The sequence below is a fragment of the Neomelitea salexigens DSM 19753 genome (genome assembly GCF_000422345.1).
GTDB classification, from domain to species: Bacteria; Pseudomonadota; Gammaproteobacteria; order Pseudomonadales; family Spongiibacteraceae; genus Spongiibacter; species Spongiibacter marinus_A.
The window spans coordinates 89,498-104,181 of the sequence record NZ_AULP01000006.1; the positions used below are offsets into that span (position 1 = coordinate 89,498).

Annotated in this window: 14 protein-coding genes; 2 read left to right on the plus strand and 12 right to left on the minus strand. The window is 57.8% G+C overall.

The annotated features are described in order from the left end of the window. Positions 1–2: 2 nt before the first annotated feature. The 5 genes from H573_RS0110575 to rpsU form a co-directional block, all read right to left on the minus strand. A complete protein-coding gene (locus H573_RS0110575; RefSeq protein ID WP_154653873.1) occupies positions 3–422 on the minus strand; it encodes a hypothetical protein in 420 nt (139 codons plus the stop codon). Between the two features lie 175 nt (positions 423–597). Beyond that, on the minus strand, positions 598–2,385 hold the full coding sequence (gene rpoD / locus H573_RS0110580) for an RNA polymerase sigma factor RpoD (protein WP_027874247.1): 1,788 nt from the start codon (positions 2,383–2,385) through the stop codon (positions 598–600). Positions 2,386–2,508: 123 nt separating this feature from the next. Continuing rightward, a complete protein-coding gene (gene dnaG / locus H573_RS0110585) occupies positions 2,509–4,398 on the minus strand; it encodes a DNA primase (RefSeq protein ID WP_027874248.1) in 1,890 nt (629 codons plus the stop codon). Between the two features lie 64 nt (positions 4,399–4,462). Beyond that, positions 4,463–4,909, minus strand: a complete 447-nt coding sequence (locus H573_RS0110590; protein WP_027874249.1) for a GatB/YqeY domain-containing protein — start codon at positions 4,907–4,909, stop codon at positions 4,463–4,465. A gap of 131 nt (positions 4,910–5,040) precedes the next feature. Next, on the minus strand, positions 5,041–5,256 hold the full coding sequence (gene rpsU / locus H573_RS0110595; RefSeq protein ID WP_027874250.1) for a 30S ribosomal protein S21: 216 nt from the start codon (positions 5,254–5,256) through the stop codon (positions 5,041–5,043). 194 nt (positions 5,257–5,450) lie between these two features. On the opposite strand from rpsU, the gene tsaD reads away from it, so the two are divergent. Next, on the plus strand, positions 5,451–6,482 hold the full coding sequence (tsaD, locus tag H573_RS0110600; RefSeq protein ID WP_027874251.1) for a tRNA (adenosine(37)-N6)-threonylcarbamoyltransferase complex transferase subunit TsaD: 1,032 nt from the start codon (positions 5,451–5,453) through the stop codon (positions 6,480–6,482). 5 nt (positions 6,483–6,487) lie between these two features. Further along, on the plus strand, positions 6,488–6,844 hold the full coding sequence (folB, locus tag H573_RS0110605; protein ID WP_027874252.1) for a dihydroneopterin aldolase: 357 nt from the start codon (positions 6,488–6,490) through the stop codon (positions 6,842–6,844). Here folB and H573_RS0110610 read toward each other — a convergent pair whose 3' ends face one another. Genes H573_RS0110610 through H573_RS0110640 form a run of 7 tightly spaced genes read right to left on the minus strand, consistent with a single transcriptional unit; the run spans position 6,845 to position 14,628 of the window. Beyond that, a complete protein-coding gene (locus H573_RS0110610) occupies positions 6,845–7,951 on the minus strand; it encodes a tRNA nucleotidyltransferase/poly(A) polymerase-related protein (protein WP_027874253.1) in 1,107 nt (368 codons plus the stop codon). A gap of 45 nt (positions 7,952–7,996) precedes the next feature. Beyond that, entirely contained in the window at positions 7,997–8,812 is an 816-nt protein-coding gene (locus tag H573_RS0110615) for a symmetrical bis(5'-nucleosyl)-tetraphosphatase (protein ID WP_027874254.1), read from the minus strand. Between the two features lie 7 nt (positions 8,813–8,819). After that, entirely contained in the window at positions 8,820–9,197 is a 378-nt protein-coding gene (gene apaG, locus H573_RS0110620) for a Co2+/Mg2+ efflux protein ApaG (RefSeq protein WP_027874255.1), read from the minus strand. Positions 9,198–9,208: 11 nt separating this feature from the next. After that, positions 9,209–9,997 (minus strand): 16S rRNA (adenine(1518)-N(6)/adenine(1519)-N(6))-dimethyltransferase RsmA, encoded by a 789-nt coding sequence (rsmA, locus tag H573_RS0110625; protein ID WP_027874256.1) that lies wholly within the window; start codon positions 9,995–9,997, stop codon positions 9,209–9,211. Beyond that, a complete protein-coding gene (gene pdxA / locus H573_RS0110630; RefSeq protein WP_036256517.1) occupies positions 9,994–10,986 on the minus strand; it encodes a 4-hydroxythreonine-4-phosphate dehydrogenase PdxA in 993 nt (330 codons plus the stop codon). Before pdxA ends, rsmA begins: the two co-directional genes overlap by 4 nt. Next, complete coding sequence (locus H573_RS0110635; protein WP_027874258.1) at positions 10,986–12,251, minus strand: peptidylprolyl isomerase; 1,266 nt, start codon at positions 12,249–12,251, stop codon at positions 10,986–10,988. Before H573_RS0110635 ends, pdxA begins: the two co-directional genes overlap by 1 nt. Continuing rightward, positions 12,244–14,628: an LPS-assembly protein LptD gene (locus tag H573_RS0110640; RefSeq protein WP_205618932.1), complete on the minus strand. Its 2,385-nt coding sequence runs from the start codon at positions 14,626–14,628 to the stop codon at positions 12,244–12,246. The genes H573_RS0110635 and H573_RS0110640 overlap by 8 nt, the downstream gene beginning before the upstream one ends. Positions 14,629–14,684: the final 56 nt, after the last annotated feature.

A 14,684-nucleotide genomic window follows, 5' to 3' on the forward strand; every position in this document is an offset into this window, starting at 1 on the left:
CGTTATTGCAGCGACAGCTGGCGGAGCTTGTCTAAGGCCAGTTGTAGGGCTTGAACTTCTTGCTCAAGCTGTTGCTGGCGCTGCTGAGAAATGTCTGCCTGGCGCTGGGCTTGCTCAAGCAGAACGCGGGCTTCAAGGGCATAGCCCAGTGCTTCAAACAATACGGTCTGTTCGTTCTGACGGCCGTTATGCAACACATTGAGCTGATCCAGGCTGCGGGTGGCGCGCGCGGTGCTGGCCCGTGGGTTGTCTTTGTTCAGGTAAAGCAGGGTTAGATAACTGAGCGCTTGCTGGCGGATGCGGGTGGCGTTACGCGGCTCGTGTGCGAGTGTGCTGAGTTGGTCTTCGGCCACGTAAAAGTGACCTTTGTTGACGAAGTTGATCGCAGTTTGCAAGGCCTCTTCCAGCTGCTTTGCTTGCACTGCATGCTCATCCATAACTGGTGGAGCGGGTGCCTCTTCCGGCGTTGATCCGCAAGCGGTAATAGCGAGCGTCAGGCAAACAGTAACATGGCGTAATGTGCGAGCTAACAAGGTCGTTCTTCCGCTGTTTTCGGGGCTGACAAGGGCGGCTCGCAGGAGCCGCCGCTACAGAGGTTTACTCGTCGAGGAAGCTGCGCAGATGATCTGAGCGCGTAGGGTGACGCAGTTTACGCAGCGCCTTGGCTTCAATCTGACGAATCCGCTCACGGGTAACATCGAATTGTTTGCCGACCTCTTCGAGGGTGTGGTCGGTGTTCATATCGATACCGAAACGCATGCGCAGCACTTTGGCTTCGCGGGCGGTAAGCCCTGCCAATACATCTTTGGTTGCTTCGCGTAGGCCTTCACCCGTGGCTGAGTCTACCGGCGAGGAGATCGTGGTGTCCTCAATGAAGTCGCCCAGGTGCGAGTCTTCATCGTCGCCAATTGGCGTTTCCATGGAGATCGGCTCTTTGGCGATCTTCAGCACTTTGCGAACTTTATCTTCAGGCATTTCCATGCGCTCGCCCAGTTCTTCTGGGGTCGGCTCACGGCCCATCTCTTGCAGCATCTGCCGAGAAATACGGTTTAGCTTGTTGATGGTTTCGATCATGTGCACGGGAATACGGATAGTGCGCGCTTGGTCGGCGATTGAACGGGTAATCGCCTGACGAATCCACCAGGTGGCATAAGTTGAGAACTTATAGCCGCGGCGGTATTCGAATTTATCTACGGCCTTCATCAAGCCGATATTGCCTTCCTGAATCAGATCCAGGAATTGAAGTCCGCGGTTGGTGTATTTCTTCGCGATAGAGATAACCAAACGCAGGTTCGCCTCAACCATCTCTTTCTTCGCGCGACGCGCTCGCGCCTCGCCGATAGAGATGCGACGGTTGATTTCTTTAATGTCGGAAATCGTCAGATCCTGGCGCTCTTCAATGGCCGCAATGCGCGACTGGATTCGCGCCAGCGTCGGCTTGTAGTCGGCCAGTGCCGGGTATTTGCTGCTGTGCTCGTCCACCCAGTCAGCATTGGCTTCGTTGCCCTGGAAGCTGCGGATAAACTCTTTGCGATCCATACCGACGTTTTTCACGCAGATCAGCATAATTTCTTTTTCGAGCGCGCGAATTGAGCTGAGCGTGGTGCGCACTTCTTCAATCAGCGGATCGAACATGGAGGGCGTCAGTTTGAAGAACTTAAACAGTTCGCCCAGTGCCGCCAGCTCTTTCGCGGTTTGCTTGCTGTAGCGACCGTTCTTGGCGATGCTCTTCTCGACTTTGTCTTGCTGTTTTTGCAAGGCAGTAAAGCGGACGCGCGCCTCTTCTGGATCGGGGCCAGAGCTGGTTTCTTCATCGTCGTCGCTGGACTCCGCTGCGGCAGCGGCCTGCGCCTGTGGCGAGGGCACGTTGTCGGCGGGGTCGAGGTAGCCGCTCATGATATCGCCCAAGCGGCGCTCTTCGGCGGCAACTTTGTCGTACTCGGCCAGTACGCTTGGGACGATGCCTGGGTAGTAGGCCAGTGCGGCCATCACATCGCGGATGCCTTCTTCGATGCGCTTGGCGATAACGATCTCGCCTTCGCGCGTCAGCAGCTCGACGGTGCCCATTTCACGCATGTACATGCGAACAGGGTCGGTGGTGCGACCTGTTTCGGTTTCCACTGCGGCCAGTGCGGCGGCAGCTTCGGCGGCGGCGATGTCGTCAGAGGAGTCGCCGCCGGTCATGATCAGTGTGTCTTCATCCGGTGCATGCTCAAAGACCTGGATGCCCATGTCGTTGATCATCTGGATGATTTCTTCAACCTGATCCGGATCGGAGATGTCCTCGGGAAGGTGGTCATTAACCTCGGAATAGGTCAGGTATCCCTGCTCCTTGCCTTTGGCAATGAGTTGTTTGAGGCGCGATTGATGAGTGGAATCATTCATTCTTGCAAAATACTCGTAGGTGCAGGTGAAAAAACAGCCGCGTATTATACCCCAGCTGTATGGTCTACGACCAGCAAAAACAGGCTCTGTTCAGAATTGCCTATCTATTTCTACCGCCGTCGCTTAGCGCTGGTGTTTATTGGCCAGCAGTTGCTGTACGTGTTTGAGCTGAGCTTTGGTGTCATCACTGAGTTCAGCGTAGTTGCCGTCGGGGCCTTTGTCGACTTCGTCGCGCTCGCGAAGGCTCTCCAGGCGGACTTCTAGGTCGCGATCGCGCTGGCGCTCCTCGAAGTAGTTGAGGGTGTCAAAAAAAGCCGTTTTGGCGCGCTGGTCATCCAGGGTGGCGCCCAGCAGTTCAATGGTTTTTAGTGCTTCGGTCAGCAGTAAATATTGCGGCTGGCCGTGCCAGTGCCCGAGCAGCATGGCTGTGGAGGACTCCGGGCGTTTTTGCAGCAGGGATAATATTTCTTCCAACAGCTCGCTCGTGCGCGAGGGCGGCGCGGCCTTCAGTGCGGTGGTGGAGGCGGCGATGGTCCCTGGGGCGTACAGCAACATAGCTAGTGCAAACAGTGCCGGGTCGCGCTTGTTGTCCGGCAGGCTGCCGAGCAGGCGCTCAGTGTCCGTGTTTTTAGGTTTGCGTTGTTCTGGTGATGGCGTTTCGTCAGCGGCACCCGGTTGCGCAGCGGTTTGGGCCTCTGCCTCGCTGCGCTCGCGCAGCTTGTCGAGTGCGGCGCGGCTCAGGCCGCTGCGTTTGGCCAGCTCATCGAACATAAGCTCGCGAAACACGCCGTCCGGCAATTGAACTAGCAGCGGTGTGGCGAGTTTGGCGAGTGCCGCTTTGCCCTCGAGGGTGGCTGGGTCAAGGCGGTCGTTGAAGGCGTCGAAGAAGTACTCCTCCAGCGGTGCGGCGCGGGCGACCAGTGCTTCAAAGCCGGGGCCGCCGACGCGTCTGACGGTGTCGTCGGGGTCTTCGCCCTCGGCGAGGAATAAAAAGCGAATGCGGCGGCCGTCTTCCATAGTGGGCAGCGCATTTTCCAGTGCTCGCGACGCCGCTCGGCGGCCGGCGTCGTCGCCGTCGAAGCAAAACACGATTTCACTGCAGTAGCGAAAGGCGGTGCGCAAATGGTCGCTATTGCTGGCAGTGCCCAGGGTCGCCACGCCGCAGCGAATGCCGTACTGCGCGAGGGCGACCACATCCATATAGCCCTCGACAATGATCACCCGCTCGAGCTGGCGGTTGTACTGCCTGGCTTCATAGAGGCCGTATAGCTCGCGGCCTTTGTGGAAGATGTCGGTTTCCGGGGAGTTTAGGTATTTGGGCTTGTCGTCGCCCAGTACGCGACCACCGAAGGCGACGACGCGGCCCCGGTTGTCGCGGATAGGAAACATAATGCGGTCGCGGAAGCGGTCGTAGACTTTATCGCTGTCCTCTTTTTCTACCAGCATGCCGGCATCCAGCAGTTGCTGGCGTGACTCGTCGTTGCTGCCAAAGCTCTTTAGTACATTGTCCCAGCCCGGCGGTGCGAAGCCGATGCCGAAGTCGCGGGCGATTTGTCCGCTGAGGCCGCGTTGTTTCAGGTAGTCGACGGCGCGTTGGGCTTGAGGGTGCTGGCGCAGCTGGTTTTGGTAGAACGCGGCCAGTTGTTCCATGGCGTCGTAAATCGTTTTGCGGCGCTGCTGGCGCTGTGCTTGCTGGGGGCTGAGCTCTTCGCGAGGAACTTCCAGGCCGGCACTATGGGCGAGGCTATCGATCGCCGAGGGAAAGTCCTGGCGGTCGTAGTCCATGATAAAACCAATGGCGTTGCCGGCTGCGCCGCAACCAAAGCAGTAGTAGAACTGCTTGTCGGGATTAACGCTGAAAGAGGGGGTTTTCTCTTCGTGAAACGGGCAGCGGGCAGTGTAGTTGCGGCCTGTCTTTTTTAGCGACACGCGCCGGTTAATAACATCGACAATATCCACCCGCGACAACAGGTCGTCGATAAAAGATTGCGGGATGCGTCCTTTTGCGGCCACTGGCGTTATTCCGAAGGCGGAATGGCTAGCCTAGCAGGCACGTGCTTGGCTAGCCAGCTGGCGATTATTGGCTGAGTCGCTCTTTGATTTTGCGGCTCACACTGCCCATGTCCGCGCGGCCTTGGGCGGCGGGTTTGACCAGTGCGACCACCTGCCCCATGGCTTTTACGGAGTCTGCACCGCTGTCGGCAATAGCCTTATCAATCAGTGCGTCTAGCTCCTCGTCGCTGAGCGGCGCGGGCATGAATTCCTGGATAATGGCCATTTCAAAGCGCTCTTGCTCGGCAAGCTCTGTGCGCCCGGCTTCTTCATACTGACTAATGGAGTCGCGACGCTGTTTGCACATTTTGTCGAGGACGGCCAGGCCGCGCGCGTCTTCGACCTCTATGCGTTCATCCACCTCGATACGCTTGAATTCAGCGAGTACCAAACGAATGGCGCCCAGGCGCTCTTTCTCTTTCGCCCGCATAGCCGCTTTCATGGCGTCAGTCAGCGATTGCTTAAGGCTCATGGTGTCTGTCCTCTGCAGTAGGGCGGAAAAGATAAATGTGTCAGGCACAAAAACGGGCGGCTTTTAGCCGCCCATTTATGGTAGCGCGTTGTCGCACTGAAAGCAGGTGCTGGTCGCACCCGCTGAGCAACTTAGTAGAGACGTTGCTGCTTTTTCATTTCGCGAGAGACTTTCTTCGCGTGGCGTTTAACCGCCGCCGCAGCCTGACGCTTACGAACCGCTGTGGGCTTCTCGTAGAATTCGCGACGGCGAACCTCAGCGAGTACACCGGCTTTTTCGCAAGAGCGCTTGAAGCGGCGCAGAGCGATATCAAAGGGCTCGTTTTCTTTGATCTTGACTGAAGGCATTCGTTAAACCTGTCCTGATAAAATTTGGCAATGAATTCTAATCGGTCCACCCAATTAACTAAAGGTGGCACTCCAAGGGCGCAGAATTCTAAACGCTCATTTGTGAAAATGCAAAGTAAAAAGCGCCTTATCTGGTGCCATTGTGTGGAAATCAGTATCATGCGCGCTCAATCGGTGGAGCAAATAGGTAGGCTGTGCGGGTACTGGGACTAGAAAGCTCCTGTGACGAAACAGGTGTGGCGATTTACGACAGTGAGCGGGGCTTGTTGGCCGATGCGCTCTATAGTCAGATTGCGCTGCATGCGGAATTTGGTGGTGTCGTCCCCGAATTGGCGTCCCGAGACCATGTTCGCAAATTGCTACCGCTGGTGCGCCAGGTGCTGGATAGCGCCAATTTGCGTGGCAGCGATATCGATGCCGTAGCGTATACCGCTGGTCCAGGGCTTGCTGGCGCGCTGATGGTGGGGGCCTGCGCCGGGCGCGCAATGGCATACGCCTGGGGCGTGCCGGCATTGGCGGTACACCATATGGAAGGGCATTTATTGGCGCCCATGTTAGAGGACACCGCGCCGGAGTTTCCTTTCATTGCGTTATTGGTGTCTGGTGGTCACACACAACTTGTTCGTGTGGATGGCATTGGTAACTATCGCTTGTTAGGCGAGTCGCTGGACGATGCCGCCGGCGAAGCATTCGACAAGGCCGCGAAGATGCTCGGCCTTCCCTATCCCGGTGGCCCCCAGTTGGCGAAGGCCGCTGCTCAGGGTGATGTGTCCCGCTTTACCTTCCCTCGGCCGATGGTTAATCGCCCCGGCTTAGACTTCAGCTTTAGTGGCCTGAAAACCTACACCTTAAATACCGTGGCCGAGTGTCGGGTCGATGGGCAGTTGAGTGACGGCGATCGCAACGATATTGCCGCCGCTTTTCAGGAAGCGGTGGTCGACACGCTGACTATTAAATGCCTGCGCGCACTGAAGCAGGAGGGCTTGAAGCGGCTGGTGATTGCCGGAGGGGTGAGCGCCAACACAGCACTGCGTGAGCGTTTGGAAGGGCGGCTGGCGACAATTGGCGCAGCTGTGTATTATCCGCGCCCTGCTTACTGTACCGATAACGGTGCAATGATCGCTTACGCCGGTTGTTGTCGCCTGTTGGCGGGGCAGAGCGAAACGCTGGCGGTGCAGGTTAAGCCGCGTTGGCCAATGAATGAATTGCCGGGTTTGGAGCGCTAGTCGTCATGGATACTGTGTATGTGCGTGGGTTGCAGGTGGATACCATTATCGGCATCCACGACTACGAGCGCGCGCATCGTCAGACCGTGATTCTGGACCTGGAGCTGGGCTATGACATCCGTGCTGCCGCGGCCTCCGAAGATATTGCCTTGACGCTGGACTATCAGGCCATAAGCGAGCGTCTGTGCGGGTTTATTCGCGGCAGTGAATTCAAGCTGGTGGAAACGCTCGCTGAGCGCTGCGCGATGCTTGTTCGTGAAGAGTTCGGTGTACCGTGGTTGCGCTTGCGGTTAGCCAAGCCCGACGCGCTGCACTATGCCGAGGAAGTTGGCATTGTGATTGAGCGCGGCGATCGCGTCTGATTAAGCTGCATTGATAAACTGCTGCAACTGCTCCAGTCGGGCGTTTCTCAGGGCTTTGCCCAATGCGGCGCCGGTTATCCCCTTGGCGATAAAGTCTTGAGCGTTAATCTTCGCTAAGGTATCAGCCGCTTGGGTCAGTAAATTCAGGTAGTCACCACTTTCGCCGCGCAAGTCGGCAAGCTGGCAAAATTCCGTCAATATCTGTGGGCGTCGCAGATAGTCTAGCTTCTCCAGTATCGCTAACACACACTCCGCGCTGGGCTGGCTGCCCAGTGCTGTAGAGAGCGGCAGCAAGCTCGCGCCGAGCTGCGCTAGCTGGCTAGCCGCTTTGCTGGCGTGGAGTTGTTTGCACAATTTTAGGCTAGCGGTGGTGTCGAGCTTGCTGCAGCTCAGTGCAAAGCGGACCTCAGGGCCTTGGAGTGGGGCGTTGGCAGAAGTGTCCAGCGCACCGAGCAAGTCGCTGTCCAGGCTGGAAGCCCATTGCGGATACAAGGTGGGCAGTGCCTGGCAGTCCAGTAAGGCGTTAAAGAAGGCAGTGGGTGTGCGTTCACTGAGCGCTTTGTTGATCTCTACCAATATGCGTTCCGGGCTTAAGGCCTGCAGCTCTTGCGGCGTCGACATTTCGCGCATCAGCGCGCGGGTTTCATCGGCGATTGTGAAGCCCAGGTGGGCGTAGCGGGCGGTAAAGCGCGCCACGCGAAAGATACGCAAGGGGTCTTCTTTGAAGGCGGGTGAAACGTGGCGAAGCAGGCGACGCTCAATATCCCTGCGGCCATTGTAGGGGTCGATAATGTCGCCGGCAGCGCTTTTGGCGATGGCATTGATGGTCAGGTCGCGGCGCAGTAGGTCATCTTCAAGGGAGACTTCCGGGCCAAATTCACACTGAAAGCCGTGATAGCCTGCGGCGGTTTTGCGTTCTCTGCGCGCCAGCGCATACTCTTCTTTTGTTTCGGGGTGCAAAAACACCGGAAAGTCTTTGCCAACTTGCTCATAGCCCTGTTTGAGCAAGGTCTCTGGCGTCGCACCGACCACCAGCCAGTCGCGTTCATGGAAGGGGTAGCCCAGCAGTTCATCGCGGACTGCACCGCCGACTAAATAGATGTCCATAGGGTGGCATACTCCGCTATTTCTTGGTTGCTGGGAAGTGGGGGCTTAATGGCTGGGGCAGTCGCAGCGGTGATGCTCGCCGCTCTCCATATTTAGCAGCGTCATGTGCCGCCCCCAGACGCAACCGCTGTCTAAGGCAATGATGTTCGGGTTTTCGGTGCGGCCTTCCAGCGCGGCCCAGTGGCCGAATAGTTGTATTTCGCTGCGCGCCGGTTGTGGCCATTCAAACCAGGGGCGGTAGGGCGGCGGGATGTCCTGCCTCGCGCCTTTGAATGTCAGTTCCAACTCACCCTGCTCGCTACAAATTCGCATGCGGGTCAGGTAATTGGTAATACAGCGCCGTCTGTCATGGCCCTGTAGGTCGTCGTGCCAGAGGGCGGGCGCGTTACCGTACATGTGGCGAAAAAACTGGGCCGCTTCAGTGGGGTTGCGCAAGGTGCTTTCCAGCTCTGCCGACAGCGCAAGTGCCTGCTGTGTGGTCCATAGCGGCGGTATCCCGGCATGGCTCATGACATAGCGCCCGTCATCGCTGCGGAGCACCAGCGCCTGCTGTTGTAGCCAGTCCATCAGCGTGGCGAGCTCTGGAGCCTTGAGTAAGGCCTCCAGGCTGGGGTGGCGCCCTTTTTGAGTGAAGCCACGGGCCAGCGCCAGGCAGTGGAGGTCGTGATTCCCCAGGGTGATCTTTACGCTGTCTTGAATACGGTACAGATAGCGCAGGGTGTCTAGCGAGTCGGGGCCACGGTTGACCAGATCGCCAACGAGCCAAAGTTCGTCGCGGGCAGGATTAAAGGCAACTTCATCGAGCAGGCACAGCAGTGGCTGTAGGCAACCCTGCAAGTCTCCAACTGCGTAGCGCGCCACGGGGCTCTTAGTGCAGCGCCGAGCGCTGGGCGAGTGAGAAGATACCGATGGGGGCGATAAAACGCCGACCAGAGGCGCTGATCATCTCGTAACTGCCCTCCATCGTGCCGACAGCGGTGTCGATAACGGCGCCCGAGGTATAGCTGAAGGACTCGCCTGGCTCGATGAGTGGTTGTTTACCGACAACGCCCTCGCCCTGCACTTCCTGAACCTGATTGTCGCCATCGGTAATGATCCAGTGGCGGTTGAGCAGGCGCACGGCCTCGTCGCCAGTATTGTTGATGGTAATGGTATAGGCGAAGGCGTAGCGCGATTCTTCCGGTGCGGATTGGTCGGCGAGAAACTCGCTTTCAACCTGAATGTGTACGGGGTTGCTGTCTGGCATGCGGGTCCTGATTAAACGGGGTTGCGACTAATATAATTGGCAATGGCGACGAAGTCTGCCAACTGGAGTGTCTCGGGGCGAGCGCCGGGGTTGAGGCCCAGCGCCTGCAGTTGTTCATCGTTGAGGGTGTTCTTTAGGTTGTTGCGCAGCGTCTTGCGGCGCATGGTAAAGGCCTCTCTGAGTACGCGCTGCAAGACGTTAACATCGTCTGCGGGGCAGGGCAGGGTCTTGTGTGGGGTGAGCCGAACAATAGAGGACATTACCTTGGGGCGCGGCGAAAACGACTCGGGGGGTACATCAAACAGGGCCTCTACCTCGCAGTAATACTGCGCCATGATACCTAGTCGTCCGTAGGCCTTGCTGCCCGGCTGCGCGGCCAGGCGGTCAACAACTTCCTTTTGCAGCATGAAGTGCATGTCGGTAATGCGGTGCTGGGCGCTGAGCAAGTGAAAGATCAGCGGCGTTGAAATATTGTAGGGGAGGTTGCCGACCACCCGTAGTGGTGCATCGCCAGCCAGCGCGGCAATATCAAATTTGAGCGCGTCGCCTTCGTGCAGATGGAAGTTGTCGCGGGTCGCGAATTTCTCTTCCAGGATCGGGATCAAATCGCGGTCCAGCTCAATCACATGCAGTTGGCAGCCGCTGGCCAGCAATTCGGCGGTGATGGCGCCCTGACCGGGGCCGATTTCCAGTAAGCGATGATTTTCTCGCGGTGTAACTGCACGCACGATCCCTTGAATAATGCCGCGGTCGTGCAGGAAGTTTTGGCCAAAGCGCTTGCGGGCGCGATGAGTACTCATAGTGTGTTGCTCGCTGCGTGGCCGGCCATATCAATAGCATAGCGCATGGCTGTTGCCATGCTGCCCGGGTCTGCGCGCCCGCTGCCGGCAAGGTCAAGTGCCGTGCCGTGGTCGACAGAGGTGCGAATAATGGGCAGGCCCAGGGTGATATTAACGGCTTGGCCGAAACTCTGATATTTCAGTACCGGCAGCCCTTGGTCGTGATACATCGCCAATACCGCGTCACACTGCTCTAAGTGGCGGGGTGTGAAGGCTGTGTCGGCGGGAAGCGGGCCAATCAATTGCCAGCCTTTGGCGCGATAGCTCGCCAATACCGGTTCTATCGTCTCTATTTCTTCCCGTCCCATGTGGCCGCCTTCGCCAGCGTGGGGGTTTAAGCCCAACACTAACACTCTCGGTTGTTGGCAGCCAAAGCGTTCACGCAACTCGCGGTGAAGAATATCGAGGGTACGCTCCAGTTCAAGGGAGGTGATCGCCGCTGGCACGGCGCTTAGCGGCAGATGGGTTGTCACCAGCGCCACGCGCATTGCAGCGCTGGCCAGCATCATCACCACTTTTTCTACCTGGCAGCGCTCGGCGAGAAACTCTGTGTGGCCGCTGAAGGCGATGCCGGCGTCGTTAATGACCGATTTTTGCACGGGCCCCGTCATCATGGCCTGGCACTCGCCGTGTAAACAGGCGTCGGTTGCCGCGCGCAGACAGGCTAAAACATAGTCGGCGTTGGCCGTATTCAATACCCCCTGTTGCGCCGGTGCAGCTAACGCAACCGGGGCAATGCTGATGCGTCCCGGCTGATGGGGGCGGGGTGACGCGGCGTCGAAGGGGCTGAGCGAGATGGGCAAGCCGAGCGCCGAGGCGCGCTCAGTGAGCAGCGCCGGGTCGGCGTAGGCCACCAACTCTGCGGGCCACTCTTGCTGAGCAATTTGAATAAGTAGCTCCGGGCCAACCCCTGCGGGCTCGCCCGGCGTAATGGCGATACGCGGCAACATTAGAGCTTGATATCGACGTAAGCTTCAGCGCGGATTTTACGCAGCCAGATATCCAGTTCGTCTTGGTATTTACGCTCGTGCAAGACATTGCGAGCCATGCGCTTGCGCAAGTCTTGGCTGACGTTTTGCTGGCGTCTATCCACCACTTTAATAATGTGCCAGCCAAAGTTACTTTTCACTGGCTCACTGATATCGCCGATGGCGGTGTCTTCCATGGCTTGCTGAAACTCGGGAACCAATTGCCCCGGCGACGTCCAGCCAAGGTCACCTCCTTCCTGGGCGGAGCCGATGTCTTCGGAGTATTCCTTGGCAAGGTCGCGGAAGGAGTCGCCATTGAGCACTCGCTGGCGCAGTTCTTTCGCCAAGCTGAGGGTTTGTGCCTCGCTGCGAATCGCCGATGGTTTTAACAAGATGTGGCTGGCGCGAGTTTGTGCGACGGTCTCGTTAAGGCCACGGCTCTCCAGCAGCTGAATAACGTGGTAGCCACTGGCACTTTGCAGGGGCTCTGATACGCCGCCATCGCTCATATTTGGGGCTACGCTGGCAAACAGCGAGGGCAGATCGGTCTCACGCCGCCAGCCGAGGTCGCTGGCGTTGACACTGCCTTGGGCGAGGCTGTTGTAGTCAGCGCCCTTACGCAGTTTGGCCGCTAGTTGCTGGGCTTGTTGACGTGCGCGCTCGCGATCGGCGTCGCTGGCATCAGACGCTACCGGCACCAATAAGTGTGCCAGGCGATACTCGGGCGATGTACGGGCGCGGCCTTCTTCGGAGTTTAAGTAGTTGGTGACTTCCTGGTCGGTAATTTGAATACGCTGGTTAACGTTGCCCATCTGCACGCGTTGCAAAAGCATTTCGCGGCGTATTTGCTCGCGCACATCGCGGTACGATGCGCCGCTGTCGAGCAGGGCCTGACGGAACTGCTCAAGCGTCATATTGTTTTTGGCGGCCACGCGGCCAACGGCAGCGGTGAGTTGCTCGTCGTCAATGCGCAGACCGACGCGGTCGGCCATTTGTAGCTGGATATTCTCCAGGATCAGCAGGTCGAGAATTTCACGGCGCAGCTGATCTTCCGGTGGCCCTTGCTGGCCGGAGCGGGCAATGTTTTGCTGGACGCTGGTGAGCCGCTCATCCACTTCGCTGGCGAGAATAATATCCTCGTCGACAATAGCGACGATGCGGTCCAGCCACTGGGTTTCGGCATGGCTAGCCACGCTAAACAGCAGCATGCACAGGGAAGCGAGCAGGGGTGTTTTCAGTTTATTCATTCGATTGGTAACCAAGGATGCTTTCTTTAAGTACGCTGGTAACGGCCGTGCCCAGACCACCCAGCCCTTTGAGCTGAAATTCAACTAAGATGGCAGAATTTGTTTCAGTGTCACTGGTATTAGACCTGCTATTGTCATCGGGTTCCAGTGCCTGCTGATAGACAATCCGCGTTAGCCAGCAGCAGTTTTGATACTCCGCGCCAATCAGGTTCTCGACCGAGCGGTTATCTTCCAAATCATATTGGGTTTTTGCAAATAGCTTCCACTGGTTGTTCAGCGGCATGGCGATTGAGGCGTCTACCTGCCGTACATCATTTTCCAGGCCGCCAAATTGGTTGCCTTCGCGGCGGATGCTGTAGCCGAGGTTGATGACGCTGCCGTCGTCATTGCGTCGATGGTAGCGCAGGTTGCTTTGATTGAGTGTGCCTTGGCGGGCGTCGTAAAGCAGGTCGGCATTGACGCTATGGCGATTGCTCGGCGACCAGCGCAACTGGCTGGCAATGTCGGAGTTACTGCTTTTGCGTTCGGGGTCGCCGGGTAGCTGAACGCGGCCTTCTTCAAAATAGTAGAGCTGGCCGAGGCTAAAACTGAGAAATTCTCTGCCGAGATTGTTATCGATAAAGCGGCTGCTCACGCCAATCGCCAATTGATCGGCATCACCAAGGCGGTCGTGGCCGGTAAAGCGGGTATCGCGAAACAGTTGCTGGTAGGTAAAGGTTAACGCGGCGCTGTCAAAGTCCGGCTGATCGCTCTGGTCTTCGTATTCTGCATTGCGGTAGTAAATGCGTGGCTCTAGCGTTTGGGTAAGCGCCTTGTCCGCTAGCTGGAGTTCGCGCTCAAAAAATAAGCCGGCGTCGACACTCAACTGATTAGAGCTGGCGCTGGGGTTGTCGTTGACGCCGATCTTGTCGGCGTCTTCCAGTTCGTAAGCGACGTGGCGGCTTTTCAGCGCCGGCTCGATAAAGCCCCAGCGCCAGCGCATGGGGAGGCTAACCCCAGCCGCCCCGTATACGCGCTGGCCGGTAATTTTATTTCCGCCGTCGCTCACCGCATCTCGGTGATCAAAGCGCGAATATTCAAATTCCAGCGAGGGCTCTAGCTGAAAGTTTCGCGCCGGTGATTGATAGTTGAGGGTGAGCTGCGGAAGTTTTTGGTAGGGGTCGTCAACGGCGGCGATGGTTTGGTAGCGCTGCACTTCCAAATGCCCGCTCCAATTGTCGCCGAGATAGCCCAGTTCCGCTTTTTGGTTGAGGTGGGTGCTGCGCTTAACGGCGAGGTTAGCGAGACCGAGGTCGTCGAAATAGCTGTCGTCGCTTACCCGCGTGTAATCGACCTTGCTATACCAGCTCTCACCCATAAAACCCTGCTCGGCAATACCGAGCAGCCAGCGATCATCCTTCTTGGTTTGGTCGTCTGGCAAATAGCTGCCATTGATGGACCACTCGGAGTATTTATTCAGGTAGCGAAACTCCCCCTCTAAGGCTTCGCCGCGGGTCTCGATATAGCGCGGTGCCAGGGTGAGGTCATAATTTGGCGCGAGGTTGAGGTAGTAGGGGGTCGAAATATCCAGGCTATTGTTGGAGAAGCCCAGCGTCGGAAACAAAAAGCCGGTGCTGCGGCGGTCGTCAACGGGAAAGTTTAAATACGGGGTGTAGAACACCGGTACATCATAGATACGCACGGTTGCGCCGCGCGCTACCCCCCGGCCGCTGTCGTAGTCCAGCTCAATGCTTTTGGCATGTAGTGACCAGGTCTCGTTGTCGGGTGTGCACTGGGTATAGCTGGCCGCTTCCAGTTCAAAGCGGTCGAAGGCGGGGCGTGCTATGCGCCCGGCGCTGCCTCGTGCGCCGGTTTGATAGCTGAGAATTTCTGCTTCGAGCAGTTCGCCCAGGCCTTGATTGGTATCTAGCTCGGCACTTTGGCCGCGCAGCATAAAGCCGGGCTGTCGCAGCACTACGCTGTCTCGCAGCATCACGCTGCTGTCGCTGCGTCGGTAGCGAGCATAGCCGGCGTCCAGGCTGAGATTGCCTTTGCGCAGTTGTACGTCGCCGGACATGGTGGCGCGGTCACCCACCGACTCGATGGTATCGGCAGAGACGACTAATGGCGCCTCAGTGGGGCTTAACTGCGAACCGCTCCAGTCGCGAGCGGGTTCCACAAAGCGACCGGCGCAGCCCGGCGCCATATTACAGCGCACCGATTCGGGCAGGTATTCCTGAGGTAGCCAGTTCCAGTGCTGGTAGTAGGCGGGCAGCTGGGAGATGTCAGCGTCCAGTTGTTCGCTACTGATCGGCCCACAGCGTTGTTCTGCCGCGCCTTGCGCGAGGCTGGCGGCGCCGTAGCTGCTGATCATCAGCAGTATGAGAGTGCGGAACACGGGCATGCGATACTGGCTTTAATATTTATTGCTGTAGGCCTGAATTGGCGAAGGCG

Bases quoted from the DNA above. Each gene is read 5' to 3' on its own strand.
- rpoD (WP_027874247.1), bottom strand. From the start codon at position 2,385: ATGAATGATTCCACTCATCAATCGCGCCTCAAACAACTCATTGCCAAA.
- H573_RS0110590 (WP_027874249.1), bottom strand. From the start codon at position 4,909: ATGAGCCTTAAGCAATCGCTGACTGACGCCATGAAAGCGGCTATGCGG.
- rpsU (WP_027874250.1), bottom strand. From the start codon at position 5,256: ATGCCTTCAGTCAAGATCAAAGAAAACGAGCCCTTTGATATCGCTCTG.
- folB (WP_027874252.1), top strand. From the start codon at position 6,488: ATGGATACTGTGTATGTGCGTGGGTTGCAGGTGGATACCATTATCGGC.
- H573_RS0110610 (WP_027874253.1), bottom strand. From the start codon at position 7,951: ATGGACATCTATTTAGTCGGCGGTGCAGTCCGCGATGAACTGCTGGGC.
- apaG (WP_027874255.1), bottom strand. From the start codon at position 9,197: ATGCCAGACAGCAACCCCGTACACATTCAGGTTGAAAGCGAGTTTCTC.
- rsmA (WP_027874256.1), bottom strand. From the start codon at position 9,997: ATGAGTACTCATCGCGCCCGCAAGCGCTTTGGCCAAAACTTCCTGCAC.
- pdxA (WP_036256517.1), bottom strand. From the start codon at position 10,986: ATGTTGCCGCGTATCGCCATTACGCCGGGCGAGCCCGCAGGGGTTGGC.
- H573_RS0110635 (WP_027874258.1), bottom strand. From the start codon at position 12,251: ATGAATAAACTGAAAACACCCCTGCTCGCTTCCCTGTGCATGCTGCTG.